At 71.7% G+C, this 12989-nt stretch carries 13 protein-coding genes; 5 read left to right on the forward strand and 8 right to left on the reverse strand.

Going from position 1 to position 12989, the window contains the following annotated elements:
- Positions 1-528: 528 nt before the first annotated feature.
- The gene (locus ACZ6KY_RS39720; protein ID WP_469315125.1) at positions 529-1479 is read right to left on the reverse strand and encodes an NADP-dependent oxidoreductase; all 951 of its coding nucleotides are present in this window, start codon (positions 1477-1479) and stop codon (positions 529-531) included.
- Between the two features lie 71 nt (positions 1480-1550).
- On the opposite strand from ACZ6KY_RS39720, the gene ACZ6KY_RS39725 reads away from it, so the two are divergent.
- Together ACZ6KY_RS39725 and ACZ6KY_RS39730 are read left to right on the forward strand one after the other, a co-directional pair.
- Positions 1551-2498 carry a GlxA family transcriptional regulator gene (locus ACZ6KY_RS39725; protein WP_469315126.1) on the forward strand — a complete coding sequence of 316 codons (948 nt, stop codon included), beginning with the start codon at positions 1551-1553 and terminating at the stop codon, positions 2496-2498.
- Between the two features lie 128 nt (positions 2499-2626).
- Positions 2627-3475: a profilin gene (locus ACZ6KY_RS39730; RefSeq protein WP_469315127.1), complete on the forward strand. Its 849-nt coding sequence runs from the start codon at positions 2627-2629 to the stop codon at positions 3473-3475.
- 52 nt (positions 3476-3527) lie between these two features.
- On the opposite strand, the gene ACZ6KY_RS39735 is transcribed toward ACZ6KY_RS39730, so the two are convergent.
- The 4 genes from ACZ6KY_RS39735 to ACZ6KY_RS39750 form a co-directional block, all read right to left on the reverse strand.
- On the reverse strand, positions 3528-4082 hold the full coding sequence (locus ACZ6KY_RS39735; RefSeq protein ID WP_469315128.1) for a TetR/AcrR family transcriptional regulator: 555 nt from the start codon (positions 4080-4082) through the stop codon (positions 3528-3530).
- Positions 4079-4441, reverse strand: coding sequence for a DUF1304 domain-containing protein (locus ACZ6KY_RS39740; RefSeq protein ID WP_469315129.1), 363 nt, complete (start codon positions 4439-4441; stop codon positions 4079-4081). Before ACZ6KY_RS39740 ends, ACZ6KY_RS39735 begins: the two co-directional genes overlap by 4 nt.
- A gap of 126 nt (positions 4442-4567) precedes the next feature.
- Complete coding sequence (locus tag ACZ6KY_RS39745; protein WP_469315130.1) at positions 4568-6199, reverse strand: amidohydrolase; 1632 nt, start codon at positions 6197-6199, stop codon at positions 4568-4570.
- 44 nt (positions 6200-6243) lie between these two features.
- Positions 6244-7737: an APC family permease gene (locus ACZ6KY_RS39750; RefSeq protein WP_469315131.1), complete on the reverse strand. Its 1494-nt coding sequence runs from the start codon at positions 7735-7737 to the stop codon at positions 6244-6246.
- Positions 7738-7855: 118 nt separating this feature from the next.
- Here ACZ6KY_RS39750 and ACZ6KY_RS39755 point away from each other — a divergent pair, with 118 nt between their 5' ends.
- Together ACZ6KY_RS39755 and ACZ6KY_RS39760 are read left to right on the forward strand one after the other, a co-directional pair.
- Positions 7856-8626 (forward strand): TetR/AcrR family transcriptional regulator, encoded by a 771-nt coding sequence (locus ACZ6KY_RS39755; protein ID WP_469315132.1) that lies wholly within the window; start codon positions 7856-7858, stop codon positions 8624-8626.
- A gap of 418 nt (positions 8627-9044) precedes the next feature.
- Positions 9045-9437, forward strand: a complete 393-nt coding sequence (locus tag ACZ6KY_RS39760) for a VOC family protein (protein WP_469315133.1) — start codon at positions 9045-9047, stop codon at positions 9435-9437.
- Between the two features lie 26 nt (positions 9438-9463).
- Here the strand turns inward: ACZ6KY_RS39760 and ACZ6KY_RS39765 are convergent, their stop codons facing one another.
- The gene (locus tag ACZ6KY_RS39765; RefSeq protein WP_469315134.1) at positions 9464-9769 is read right to left on the reverse strand and encodes a DUF4235 domain-containing protein; all 306 of its coding nucleotides are present in this window, start codon (positions 9767-9769) and stop codon (positions 9464-9466) included.
- Positions 9770-9832: 63 nt separating this feature from the next.
- Here ACZ6KY_RS39765 and ACZ6KY_RS39770 point away from each other — a divergent pair, with 63 nt between their 5' ends.
- On the forward strand, positions 9833-10990 hold the full coding sequence (locus ACZ6KY_RS39770; RefSeq protein ID WP_469315135.1) for a cation diffusion facilitator family transporter: 1158 nt from the start codon (positions 9833-9835) through the stop codon (positions 10988-10990).
- A 166-nt stretch (positions 10991-11156) separates the two neighbouring features.
- Here ACZ6KY_RS39770 and ACZ6KY_RS39775 read toward each other — a convergent pair whose 3' ends face one another.
- Both ACZ6KY_RS39775 and ACZ6KY_RS39780 read right to left on the reverse strand, forming a co-directional pair.
- Complete coding sequence (locus ACZ6KY_RS39775) at positions 11157-11600, reverse strand: nitroreductase family deazaflavin-dependent oxidoreductase (RefSeq protein WP_469315136.1); 444 nt, start codon at positions 11598-11600, stop codon at positions 11157-11159.
- 207 nt (positions 11601-11807) lie between these two features.
- On the reverse strand, positions 11808-12953 hold the full coding sequence (locus ACZ6KY_RS39780) for an FAD-dependent oxidoreductase (protein ID WP_469315137.1): 1146 nt from the start codon (positions 12951-12953) through the stop codon (positions 11808-11810).
- Positions 12954-12989: the final 36 nt, after the last annotated feature.

Below are 12989 nucleotides of genomic sequence, written 5' to 3' on the forward strand. Positions count from 1 at the left end.
GCGGGAGGGTGGGGAAAAACAGGGCACCCCCTCCCCCCCCCCTAAAGAACACGTTTTCTGGAGGGGGAGCACACCCAACCCCCGAAAAACCCAACACCCCCCCCCCCCCCCGGCCCCCCCCCCCCCCCCCCCCCGGGCTCCGAGGTCACCGCGTCCAGGAACGGGGTGATCTCCGTCGCGGCGAGCAGATCGATCTCCCCGTGCAGCTCCAGCACCACATGACCGTGGTCATGGTGGATACGCAGATGCCTGGTGGACGGTGCGGGGTCGCTCGCCACGCGGACATCACCTCCAGCCGGCTGTTGACCTGCTCCCGAGGGCAGGAGGGCAGGGTCACCGGGGGCCGGGGCGACGATACGTCAAGTAATCACTGGACACGACCCCGGGCACCGGTGCGTGGAAAACCGTTCCGTGCCCTGCAAGTTACCCTCGTTGAAGTGAATTCCAGCATGTTCGATTGACATATGTCTTCGCTGTGTGCGGCGAGTTGGCCATCGGCGTGGGCGGGCCATGGGCCGGCCCCAGCCGTCAGTCGACCACCAGGACGAGCTTCCCCGTGGTCCGGCCGGTGTCGCCCAGGGCATGCGCCTTCGCGGCATCGGCCAGCGGGAAGGTCTCGGCGATCGTGGGGCGCAGCGCGCCCTTCTCGACGAGGTCCGCGACCGCCCGCATTCCGGTCTGGTCGGCGTCGACGAGCATCCGCACCGCCCGGACCCCGAGCCGCTCGGCCTCGTCGTAGAACGTGTCGGGCCCGACCGGCAGGATGGAGACGACCACGCCGCCGGGGCGCAGCACGCGCAGCGAGCGCAGTCCGGTCTCGCCGCCGATCGTGTCCAGTACGACGTCGACATCGCGTACGGTCTCGGCGAAGTCGACGGCGGTGTAGTCGATCGGCTCGTCCACGCCGATGGACCTCAGGAAGTCGTGCTTGCCCGCGCTCGCGGTGCCGATCACATACGCGCCGAGTGCCTTCGCGATCTGGACGGCCACATGGCCGACCCCGCCGGCCGCCGCGTGGATCAGCACCCGCTGCCCCGGCCGTACGCCGGCCCGTTCGGTCAGCGCCTGCCACGCGGTCAGGGAGACCAGCGGGAGCGCGGCGGCCTGCGTGTGGTCGATCACCGACGGCTTCAGGGTGAAGGCGCGCGCGGGACCGGTCACGTACTCGGCGTGCGATCCGTGGCCGTAGGGGTAGGGCAGCATGCCGAAGACCTCGTCCCCGGGCTTGACGTGGGCGACGCCGATCCCGGTCGCCTCGACCATGCCGGAGACGTCCCAGCCGAGGACGAAGGGCGGCTCGCCGAGGAACCCTCCGGTCGCGCGGTGCTTCCAGTCGGTCGGGTTGACCCCGGCGGCCCGTACCCGGACCAGGATCTCGTTCGCCCGCGGCGCGGGCCGTTCCAGGGTCACTTCCTCAAGAACCCCGGGACCGCCGAGGACGTTCTGGCCGATGGCTCGCATGGTGTTCACAGTGCTCATGGTGAACCAGCCTGCCGGGGTGCGCTCCACCGGGAAATGGCATAATCGCCAACCTTCGATAAGATCGTGCCATGCAGCATGTGGAGCGGGTCGTGGTCCTGGCGCTCGACGGCGTCTATCCCTTCGAACTGGGCATGCCCAGCCGGATCTTCGGCGCGGCGGACGGCCGCTACGAGGTGGTGACCTGCACCGTCGACGGAGGACCGGTCCGCACCGACGCCGACTTCTCCATCACCGTCGACCACGGTCCCGAGGCCCTGAGTACGGCGGACACGGTGGTCATCGCGGCCGTCACCCCGGATCGGGTCACCGACGCCCTCTCCGACGAGGTCGCCGCCGCGCTCGCGTTCGTCCGTCCGGGTACCCGCATCGTGTCCATCTGCACGGGCGCGTTCGTGCTGGCCGCCGCCGGGCTGCTGGACGGACGCCGGGCGACCACGCACTGGTGCGTGTCGGACGCGTTCCGGCGCATGTTCCCGCGGGTCGACCTGGATCCGGACGTCCTGTTCGTCGACGACGGCGACATCCTCACCTCGGCCGGCGCCGCGTCCGGCATCGACATCTGCCTGCACATCCTCCGCCGCGATCACGGCAGCGAACTGGCCAACAAGGTGGCCCGGCGCTGCGTGGTCCCGCCACTGCGCGAGGGCGGCCAGGCCCAGTACATCGAGCAGCCCGTGCCGGAGCCCTCGACGGCCAGCACCGCCGCCACCCGCGACTGGGCGCTGACCCGTCTCGGCGACCCGCTGACCCTGACCGAGCTCGCCGCGCACGCCGGAATGAGCCTGCGCACCTTCGCCCGCCGCTTCAACGACGAGGTGGGCCTGAGCCCCGGCCGCTGGCTCATCCAGCAGCGGGTCGCCCGGGCCCGCCATCTGCTGGAGGCCAGCGATCTGCCGGTGGACCGCGTCGCGGGCGAGGTCGGCTTCGCGACGGGCGCCTCGCTGCGCCAGCACCTGCAGGCGACGATCGGCGTCTCACCGCAGACATACCGCCGCACGTTCCAGACCACGCGCTGACCGCCGAACGCTCGCTCGCGCCGGGCCACGCGCCGGCCCTCGAACGCTCCCGGCGCAGACCGCCGAACGAACGTCCGCGCCCGTGCGTCGTAGGAGGACGAACGAGGGGCGGAGGATCAGGGGTGGGTATGCGCAAGGGGATCGCGGCGGCGGTGGTGCTGGTGGGGCTCGCGGCGGCGGGGTGCGGCGGGGGAGGGCACGACGCTCTGGTGGTGACCGGCACACCGCCCGCCAGGCCGTACGCCGGCCGGCTGGACCTGCCGTACAAGCAGAACGCGGACGACGGTGAACTCGGCGCGAAGGAGACCTCGGGCGCGGCCGGCCGGGCCCTGGAGTGCGACGGCGCGATCCACGCCGGTCCCGCGGGCGACTCGTGGAGCAAGGGTGACGGCGGTTCGACCCCCGAGGAGGGGCTGACCGCGTACTTCGACATCTACCAGCCCGGCCTGCCGGAGCGGGGCTACCGGGTGGAGCGCGTCGAAGGAGACCGTGTGCTGTTCTCGTACGACGTCGGCGGAAGGACCAAGGTCGCCGTCGTCGTCGCCAAGGACCAGCCGCGGCGCCCGGGTTGGGGCCCGGAGACCAGTGCCTCCTGCGACCCTTCAGAGTTCCCGGCGAGCTACACCGGGGCGCACGGGTACGAGATCTGGACGGACCGGGACGGCCACCGCCTGCCGACCACCGAGGTGACCAGCTCGGCCGGCCCCGAGCACTGCGACTGGCGGAGCGCGCACTTCCTCGATCTGGGCGAGCACGGGCGGTCGTACGTGCGTGATCCGCGCGGGGTCTTCCCGTCCGAGGCGCTCACCGCCCCCTACGACGGAGACGTCCGCATGCCCGCCGGTGCGCGCGACACCGGCTACCACTACCGCGACTGGAGCCTCTGGCTGACGCCGGACAGGTCCACGGCGTACGTCCGGACCTCGCACGGGGTGGAGGCCTGGCCGGCCGCGAAGCCGGGCTTCGGGTGCGATTGAGGTGTCGGCGGCGATCCTCACGGCCCCCGGACGGTCCCTGCGGCCCTGAGCGTCACCGGCTCGTGTGCAGGGCGACGAGCAGTTGCCAGACCTGGTCCGCGACGGTGTCCGGGGTGCCCTCCAGCAGGCCGTGCAGCCAGTCCGCGAGGACGCCCGCGAAGGTGGCGGCCACCGCGGAGGCGACGAGCGGCGCGTCCGGCGCGCCCGCGAGGGTGCGCTCGGCCAGGCTGCGGGCCCGCAGGTCGCGGTGGAGCACGCGGCCCAGCGGGCCACCGCCGCCCGGACTCAGCAGCGCGCGGTAGAGAGCGGTGCGCGGGGCGAGTTCGGCGAAGAAGGCGCGCAGGGCGGGCGGCGCCGACACCGGGTCGGGACGGCCGCGCCAGGCGTGCAGCGCCTCCACGGCCTCCCGTACGACATCGGCGCACGCGTCGACCGCCAGCGCCTCCAGGTCGGCGTAGTGCACATAGAAGGTGGCCCGGCCGACCCCGGCCCGCCGCACCAGCGCGGCGACGCCGATGTCCTCCAGCGGCTGCTCGGCGCACTCCTCCAGCAGCGCCTGCCGCAGCCTCGCGCGGGTCCGCGCGGCGCGCGGGTCCTCGGGCGTCATCCGGCGAACAGGACGGCGGCGAGGGCGAGCGCGCCCGGCAGGGCCTGGGCGAACAGGATGCGGCGGTTCGCGGTGACCGATCCGTACACGCCCGCGACCACGACACAGCACAGGAAGAAGACCTGCGCGTCATGGCCGGTCGGGTCGGCCGCGATCAGCCCCCACACCAGGCCCGCGGCCAGGAACCCGTTGTAGAGCCCCTGGTTCGCGGCGAGCGGCGCGGTCGCCCGGGCCGTCTGTGCGTCGAATCCATGAAGTTCCCGCCCCGGCTTCTTCTCCCACAGGAACATCTCCAGCACCAGGATGTACACGTGCAGTGCGGCCACCAGGCCCACCAGCACGTTCGCGACCGTTTCCATCGTCAACAGGCTCCGATTCGCCTCGTCATTTCTTGGACAGATGTCCACTATAGCTGGACTACTGTCCAAGAAGTGACGGCGGCGGGTCGGGGTCGAGCTGGGCCGGGTGAGGTGAGGCCGGGCGGGTCAGGCGTCCGGTGCCGCGTACACGCGCTCCCCTCCGACGTAGGTGAACGCGACCCCGGTCTCCTTGATCGCCTCCGGCGGTCCCGCGAAGGGGTCGCGGTCCAGGACGACGAGATCCGCGAGGGCGCCCACCCGCACGCTCCCGGTGTCGTCGAGGTGGTTCGCGTACGCCGTTCCCGCGGTGTACGCCGTCAACGCGGCCGTCAGATCGATGCGTTCGGCCGGCAGGAACACCGGCCCCGGCTCGTCCGGGCTCACCCGGTTGACCGCGACATGGATGCCCCGCAACGGGTCGGGGCTGCTGACCGGCCAGTCGCTGCCCGCCGCCAGGCGCGCGCCGGAGCGCAGCAGCGATCCGAACGGGTACTGCCAGGCGGCCCGTTCGGGCCCGAGGAAGGGGATGGTCAGCTCGTCCATCTGCGGTTCGTGGGCAGCCCACAGCGGCTGGATGTTCGCCGTGGCGCCGAGCCGCGCGAAGCGGGGCACGTCATCGGGGTGCACGACCTGGAGATGCGCCAGGTGCGGACGCGTGTCGCTCGGCCCGTTCGCCTTCCGCGCCGCCTCCACGGCGTCCAGGGCATGGCGTACGGCGCCGTCGCCGAGCGCGTGGAAGTGGCACTGGAACCCGAGCGCGTCCAACTCGGTCACGTAGGCGGGCAGATGGGCCGGGTCGATGAAGCTCTTGCCCCGATTCGCCGTGGCGCAGCCGCACTTGTCGAGGTAGGGGTCGAGCAGCGAGGCGGTGCCGTTCTCGGCGACGCCGTCCAGCATCAGCTTGACGCTGGTCGCCCGGAACCGTCCGTGCTCCAACGCGGCCCGCCGCTGGACGAGTTCGGGGATCTGCTCGGCGCCGCGCGCCCGGTCCCACCACAGGGCGCCGACCACCCGCGCGGTCAGCGAACCGTCGCGTGCCGCCGTCAGGTACGCCTCGGACGGGTCCTCCATGCCCAGGAAGGTGCCGACGATCGCGTCCTGCCAGGCGGTGATGCCGAGCGCGTGCAGATGCCGCTGGGCGTGCAGCAGCGCGGCGAGCCGGTCGGCGGGTGTGGCCGCGGGGGTGAGGCGGCCCACGGACTGCATCGCGCCTTCCTGGAGCATGCCGGTGGGCTCGCCCGACGCGTCCCGCTCGAAGCGTCCGTCGGCGGGGTCGGGCGTGTCCCGGGTGACGCCCGCGAGTTCGAGGGCGCGGCTGTTGGCCCAGGCGCCGTGATGGTCCCGGTTGGGCAGATATACCGGCCGGTCCGGTACGACCGCGTCCAGCAGCTCCTTGGTCGGCGTGCCGCCCGCGAAGGCCTCCATGGACCAGCCGCCGCCCGTGATCCACTCCCGTTCGGGGTGCGCGTCGGCGTACGCGCGGACGGCGGCCACGGTGTCCTTCGCCGTCTTCGCTCCGGTGAGATCGCACTGGGTGAGTTCCAGGCCCGCCGGGACCGGGTGGACGTGCGCGTCCTGGAACCCGGGCAGCAGGAGCCGCCCGGCCAGGTCGACGACCTCGGTGCCCGGGCCGATCAGCTCATGGACCTCGGAGTTCCCGACGGCGGTGATCCGCTCGCCGGTGACGGCCACCGCGGTCGCGGCGCGGCCCTCGGGGGTGAACACCGGGCCGCCGGTGAAGAGAAGGTCAGCGTGCATGGTTCCGTTTCCTTGGTCGGAGTGGCCGGGAGTCCTCAGTCGCTTCAACTGGGGGTGGCCAGGAGCTGGGGCGCGTCGGCGTCGGTTCCCCGGCCCGTGGTGAAGTACGGGGACTTGCGGACCCACTTGGCCCACGCGGCGGCCAGGAAGCCCGAGAGGATCATGGCGCCTGGGGCGAGCAGCAGGAACCAGCCGTTGTCCGCGCTCACCTCCAGGTGGTCGGTGGAGGTGTAGAAGGACCAGGCGAGATAGCCGCCGAGCCCGAGCAGCACCACGGCGCTCAGGGTGGGCAGGACGACCGCGCGTATCCCCTCCCGCCAGTTCTCGCGAAGCAGTCCGCGGAACCGGGCCGCCGCCGCGAGAGCGATGAGCGCGTACGACAGCGCCACCACGATCCCGACGGCGTTGACCGTCGCCATGATCATGTCGGCGAGCCGGGGAATCACCAGGGAGAGCGTGGCCACGACCACGGCCATCGCGCCGATCAGCAGCGTGCCGATCGCCGGGGTCCCGTACCGGGCGCTGACCCTGGACCACACGGGCCCGAGCGTACGGTCCCGGCTCATCGCGAACATCCCGCGCGCCGTCGGGATCACCCCGGCCTGCAGCGAGGCGACCGCCGAGAACATCAGCGCCACCAGGGGCAGCGCGGCCAGCGGCTGGTCGGCGAGCCGGTTCCCGAGGAAGGCCAGCCCCTCGGCGCCGTGCCCGGCCAACTCGTCCTCGGACAGCACGCGTTGGAAGGCCACCGAGCCGAGCACGAACAGCCCCAGCATGGTCACCAGTGTGATGGTCCCGGCCTTGGAGGCGTCCTGCGGATCGCGCACCTCCTCGTTCACGCTGAACGCCGACTCGAAGCCCCAGTAGCAGAACACCGACAGCAGCATCCCCTGCGCCAGCGCCGTCGCCGACGGGATCTGGAACGGGTCGAACCAGCTCAGGCTGAAGGGGTGCGGGCCGGCGACGATGCCGTATCCGCAGAAGCCCAGCAGGACGACGTACTCGAAGACCAGCAGCCCGCCCTGGAGCCGCGCGGCGCTTCTGACCCCGGTCACCGCGGTGAGGGTGACGGAGACGAGGACCAGGATGCCCACGGCCGTGGTCTGGGCGGTCGAGCCCGGATCGAGCACCAGGCCGGCCACCGTGTGCAGGCCCGCCTCGCCGACGAGCTGGATCATCGCCGAACCGGTCACCGCCGTGGTGTACGCGAGGAACGCCACCGTGGCCACGATGCTCACCCAGCCGACCAGGAACCCCAGCCAGGGACTGAGCGAACGGCCCACCCACACATAGCCGTTGCCCGCGTTCGGCTCGACCCGGTTCAGCCGGGAGAAGGCGCCCGCGATCCCGAGGATCGGCAGGAAGGCCAGCAGCATGATCGCGGGCAGATGCAGCCCGACCACCCCGGCCGTCACCCCGAGGCCGATACCGATGCTGGTCGTCGCCGCCGTACTGGAGGCGGCGATGGCGACACCGTCCAGCACGCCGAGCGTCTTGCGCAAGGACGGGGGATCCACACCGTACGGCTTCTGCGTCATGGCCTGCTCCGATCGCACCCGGGGCCTGATTCCGGCCCGATGACCGGAAATGAAACTGCCCGGGGCCTTAACAGGTCAACGCTGTTGACATAAGGTGCCCGGACCGGAGGGAGACACCATGACGTCCACGAACGGCCGAGTCGTCCCGTCCGCCGCCCGGCGGCGCAGACGTCCCACCAAGACCGGCGTCGTCCTCTCCGAGGAACTGATCGTCGAAACCGCCCTGCGGCTGCTCAAGGAGCACGGCGCCGACGCGCTCACCGTCCGCCGCCTCGGCCTCGCCCTCGGCGCCGACCCCAGCGCCCTGTACCGCTACTTCCGCGACACCGACGATCTGCTGCTCGCCATCGCCGACGAGCTCATCGGCCGTACGCTGCGCACCTGGCACCCCACGGGGGACTGGCGCGCCGACCTCAGGGACCTCGGCCTGCGCGTGCACTCCGGGTCCCTCGCCCATCCGCAGGCCGCCGTGCTCAGCTCCTACCGGGTGACCGGCAGGGTCCACGAGATCGCGGCCGTGGAGACGATCATCGGGGTGCTGCGCGGCGCCGGATTCCCCGACCCCGAGGCCGTACGGATCTACCACGCCTTCGTCGACCAGGCGCTCGCGTTCGCGGCCCTGGACGCGGCGAGCGTCGCCCTGCCCCGGGCCGCCCGCGACGCCGAGGCCGGCGTATGGCGGGCGAAGTACGCCAAGCTGCCCGCCGACAGCCACCCGAACATCGCGGCGACGGCCCGCCACCTGCTGGCCGACATGCGGCACAGCGCCTATCCGACGGCGCTCGACATGCTGCTCAGCGCGGCGGCGGCCCGGCTCGCGGAGATCACCGGAGGCGCGGACGCGACGGGAACCCCTACCCCACCGCGCCCACCGGGCCCGTCTCGCTGAGACCGGCCCGTCCCGCCGTTCACGCGGAGGCTCCGCCCGTCCCGGCCGCACCGAGGTTCGGCCCGTCCCCCTTTCAGGCCGCTCCTCCCGCCACGCCACACCGAGGCTCGTCCCGTCACAAGCTCAGGCCGCTCAACCCGTTACGCCCGCCCCGGCCTGCCCCTTGGCCTCTCCCGTCACACCCCGGCCCGTCCGTCCCGTCACACTGAGGCCGGCTCCACCGTCATCCCGGCAGAGCGCCCCCGCTCGCCCGTACCGCAGGCCTGGCGCGAGGCCGACGAGATCTCCGGACGAGACCTGATGCTGGACGGCGAGTGGCTCCTGGCCGACTGAATTCACCGGACGGGGTAACCCGGAACGGCAGGGCAGTGGCGGCCGGATGCCGCCCCGTCGTCCCGGAACCCCTCACGGAGGAAACATGGCACTGGTCACGGCAGCCGTCGTGGTGCTGGACTGCGCCGAGCCCGAGAAGCTCGCCGCCTTCTACAAGGAACTGCTCGACGCCGAGGAGACGGACGCGAGCGCGAACCGCGTCGAGATCAAGGGCACCGACGGCATGCGCATGGCCTTCCGCCGGGACGTGAACGCCACACCGCCCAGTTGGCCGCGTCCCGAGAACTCCTTCCAGGCCCACATCGACTTCCACGTGGAGGACCTCGACGAGGTGGAGCTGGTGGTGGTGGGCCTGGGCGGCCGGCCGCTCGACACCAAGGACGCGTCCGGCCCGTACGAGGAACGCGGCTACGCCGACCCCGCCGGCCACTCGTTCACCCTGCGGTGCAAGCGGTCGACGGCCCCCAAACAGGGCTGAACGGGCCGCTCCCGGTCGCGCGTTCCTCAGTCGCGGCCGGACCTTTCGGGGGAGGGCCACACGCCCGTCGATCGCTCGATGGCCTTCGCGCCCGTGCGGTCCACCGCACTGCGTACGACGGCGAAGATCGCGCCCTGGAGGGCGGCGGCGAGCAGCACCTCGCCCCAGCCGCGCTCCTTGTCCAGGGCGTCGGGAGCGTCTTCCTCGTGACGTATCGCCATCCAGGTCTTCTGGAACGCGAGTCCGGCGAGGGAGCCTCCGGCCCAGCTCAGCGCGAAGCCGATCGGCTTGTAGGCCAGGGACAGCCGGCGCTTCTTCTGCTTCTTGGACATCTGAGGCTCCTTCTCCGCTCCCGAGGCCGCGGGCGTGCGCCGGCCTCCTTCCACCGGGTACGGATGCCCGATGCGCGGCCCCTGTACCCCTCGGTCCGATTCTGTCGGCCGGCACGGTGTGAGGTGGAGAGCCAGGGGAAACCGGCTGGTGTGAGCGGTGAAGAAACGAAGGAAACGACGGATCACGGCCCTCCGACGCGGCAGCGGCCGCAGAAGGAGGACGGCTCGGACAGCAGAACCCGGGTCACCGTGATCGTGGCGCTGGGCGCCAACCTGCTGATCGCCGTGGCCAAGGCCGTGGGCGGCCTGATCGCGGGTTCGCCCGCGCTGCTCTCGGAAGCGGCGCACTCCGTGGCGGACAGCATGAACGAGGTGTTCCTGCTGGCCGCGCTCCGCCGCAGCCGCCGCCCGGCCGACCGCAGGCATCCGTTCGGCTACGGCAAGGAACGGTTCTTCTGGTCACTGCTCGCGGCCGTCGGCATCTTCGTCATGGGCGGATGCTTCTCCTTCTTCCAGGGCTTCGAGGCGCTGCGCAACGGGGCGGACGAATCCTTCCGGGGCTACATGGTGGGCATCGCGGTGCTCGGCGTCGCCCTGCTCGCCGAGGGCGGATCGCTGCTGCGGGCACTCCACCAGGCACGCGGACGGGGCGGCGACGGAATGCGGGACCCCGCCCTGCGTACGGTCGTCGCCGAGGACGGCACGGCGGTGCTCGGCGTGAGCCTCGCGATCGTCGGCATGGTGCTCCACATGGTCACGGGCCAGGTTGTGTGGGAGGCCTCCGCCTCCTTCGCCATCGGGCTGCTGCTCGTGTGCATCGCCTTCTGGCTCGGCCGGGACGCGCGCGAGCAGCTCATCGGTCGGGCCATCGACGAGGAGCAGAGCGGCCGGATCCGTGAACTGCTGAAGGCGCAGCCCGAGATCGACAGCGTCGAGGCGTTGCTGACCATGGAACTGGGCCTCGACTCGACGCTGGTGGCCGCCCGGATCGACCTGGTACCGGGGCTCGACAGCGAGGAGGTCGAGGAGGTCGCCGTCCGCATCAAGCGCTCGGTCGCCCACACCTTCCCCGAGGCCGACCAGATCTTCCTCGACGTGACCGACGCCCGTGCGGCGCGAGCGGCCGCGCGCCGCGGTGAGAGCGGGGCGAGCGACCGGGAACACACCGGCGACGCGACAGCGGGAAGCCCCGCCGCGACGGGGGAACGCGGTGGGGCCTGACATCCGGGTGCCCGACGCCCGGCCGTTCATGCGCACCGATGCGGCGGACGTCCGGGAGCCTTCTGTGATGCCTGTGGTGACCGTGATCGCCGAGGGGCACGGGCAAGGGCCCGTACCGGCGTGTGTGCCGGTACGGGCCCTTCCCCGTGCGCGGGTGCGTCTGGTGTCAGTCGGTCGGCTCCAGGACGAAGACCGGGATCTCCCTGTCGGTCTTCGTCTGATACTCGGCGTACGGGGGATACGCGGCGACCGCGCGCTCCCACCACCGGGCCTTCTCCTCGCCGGTGATCTCCCGGGCCGTGAACCCCTTGCGCACGGGCCCGTCCTGGAGCTCGACGTGCGGATCGGAGGTGACGTTGTGGTACCAGACGGGGTGCTCGGGAGCGCCGCCCTTCGAGGCGACCACCGCGTAGCGTCCGTCGTTCTCGACGCGCATCAGCGGGGTCTTACGGATCTTGCCGCTCTTGGCACCGCGTGTCGTGAGAATGATGACAGGTAGCCCGGTGTCCATCAGCGTCGTTCCCTTGGTCCCACCGGACCCCTCGTACAACTCCACCTGGTCCCGCACCCACTGCGCGGGGCTGGGCTCGTACTCGCCCTCAAGCGGCATGACTTCCGTCCCATCGTCGCGTCGACTGGTCGTGTCTCGGCACGATTCAACACCAGCGCGGACGCGAATCTTCCGCACCGCCGCCCCCGCGTGGCTCCCGCGCCGCGCCGAACCCCCGGTGCGGCGCACCGGGCACACCGTATGCGCCCGGCCCCTCCCCCCTGGAGGGCGTTCTGACGGCCCGGCACATCGCCGCCGAGGCCCGGCTCAGCCCCGACCCGGCGCCCCACCGGCTGACGCCGGGTCGGGTACGGACAGAAGATGCTCGGCGCCGCCTTCGAGCATCTGGGCCATTTGGGCCGAGCGGGGGAGCATCGACTTCTCGTAGGTGTCCACAGCGTCGCCGATGGTGGAGGAGTCGACGAGTGCCAGCGCGAGTTCGGCGGCGTCGAGCATGGCGAGGTTGACGCCGACGCCGAGCGGTGGCATGAGGTGTGCGGCGTCTCCCAGAAGCGCCACGCTGGGCGAGCGCTCCCATGTGTGCGGCACGGGCAGGGCGAAGAGCGGACGATCGACGTAGGCGCCGTCGTTGTCGGCGATCATCCGGAGTATCCGCGGTGACCAGGCCGCGTACTCGCCGAGCAGATGCCCGCGGATGCCCTTGGTGTCCTCGGGGCGAAGCCCGTGCGCCGCGATCCAGTCCACGGGAACGCGCTGCATGATGTACACGCGCATGTGACCGCCGCTGTTTCGCTGTGCGAAGAGGCCACGCTCACCGTCGGCGATGTGGGCACTGCCTTTCCCGACCAGCCGGGAGAGCTCGGGGTGCGCGTGCTCCATGTCGTCGAACCATGCCTCGAGGAAGCTGACCCCGGTGTAGCGCGGTGTCGCGGATGACAGGGCGGCGCGGACGCGGGAGTGGGAGCCGTCCGCACCGATCACGAGATCCGCCTCGACGGTCGTCCCGTCGGTGAACGTCAGCGTCCGCGGCCCGTCGGTCGGTCCGCTCACCGATGCGAGCGTGCGCCCCCACTGAACGGTTCCCGCGGGGAGTGAGCGCAGCAGGAGATCGCGAAGCTGGCCGCGGTCGATCTCGGGGCGGGCCTTTTCGCCCTCGTCCGGCAGATGGTGGGCGAGGACGCGCCCCGATGGGTCCATTTGGCGCATTTCCTGCCCATCGAGCCTGGCGAGCGCGAAGAATTCCTCCAGCAGGCCCGCTTCACGGAGCGCGAGTTGGCCGTCCTCCTCGTGCAGGTCGAGCGAGCCTCCCTGGTTCCGGGGGTTCGTCTCGGCGTCGCGGTCGTACACCGACACCGCGATGCCGTGCCGCCGCAGGATACGTGCGCACGTGAGCCCTCCCGGCCCGGCGCCGATGATGCTGATCCGCGCGTTGGTGGGCGTCGGAGATTCCACGGTGGATTCCTTTCGTCGGTCGGGGTTCCCGGTGAC

The sequence above is a fragment of the Streptomyces sp. NPDC042002 genome (assembly GCF_055588305.1).

What these genes read in the sequence shown, in the direction of transcription:
- ACZ6KY_RS39745 (WP_469315130.1), bottom strand. Translation starts at nt 6,199, where the DNA reads ATGCACGCTGACCTTCTCTTCACCGGCGGCCCGGTGTTCACCCCCGAG.
- ACZ6KY_RS39740 (WP_469315129.1), bottom strand. Translation starts at nt 4,441, where the DNA reads ATGGAAACGGTCGCGAACGTGCTGGTGGGCCTGGTGGCCGCACTGCAC.
- ACZ6KY_RS39770 (WP_469315135.1), top strand. Translation starts at nt 9,833, where the DNA reads ATGCCCGATGCGCGGCCCCTGTACCCCTCGGTCCGATTCTGTCGGCCG.
- ACZ6KY_RS39775 (WP_469315136.1), bottom strand. Translation starts at nt 11,600, where the DNA reads ATGCCGCTTGAGGGCGAGTACGAGCCCAGCCCCGCGCAGTGGGTGCGG.
- ACZ6KY_RS39735 (WP_469315128.1), bottom strand. Translation starts at nt 4,082, where the DNA reads ATGACGCCCGAGGACCCGCGCGCCGCGCGGACCCGCGCGAGGCTGCGG.
- ACZ6KY_RS39755 (WP_469315132.1), top strand. Translation starts at nt 7,856, where the DNA reads ATGACGTCCACGAACGGCCGAGTCGTCCCGTCCGCCGCCCGGCGGCGC.
- ACZ6KY_RS39725 (WP_469315126.1), top strand. Translation starts at nt 1,551, where the DNA reads ATGCAGCATGTGGAGCGGGTCGTGGTCCTGGCGCTCGACGGCGTCTAT.
- ACZ6KY_RS39760 (WP_469315133.1), top strand. Translation starts at nt 9,045, where the DNA reads ATGGCACTGGTCACGGCAGCCGTCGTGGTGCTGGACTGCGCCGAGCCC.
- ACZ6KY_RS39765 (WP_469315134.1), bottom strand. Translation starts at nt 9,769, where the DNA reads ATGTCCAAGAAGCAGAAGAAGCGCCGGCTGTCCCTGGCCTACAAGCCG.
- ACZ6KY_RS39750 (WP_469315131.1), bottom strand. Translation starts at nt 7,737, where the DNA reads ATGACGCAGAAGCCGTACGGTGTGGATCCCCCGTCCTTGCGCAAGACG.
- ACZ6KY_RS39730 (WP_469315127.1), top strand. Translation starts at nt 2,627, where the DNA reads ATGCGCAAGGGGATCGCGGCGGCGGTGGTGCTGGTGGGGCTCGCGGCG.
- ACZ6KY_RS39720 (WP_469315125.1), bottom strand. Translation starts at nt 1,479, where the DNA reads ATGAGCACTGTGAACACCATGCGAGCCATCGGCCAGAACGTCCTCGGC.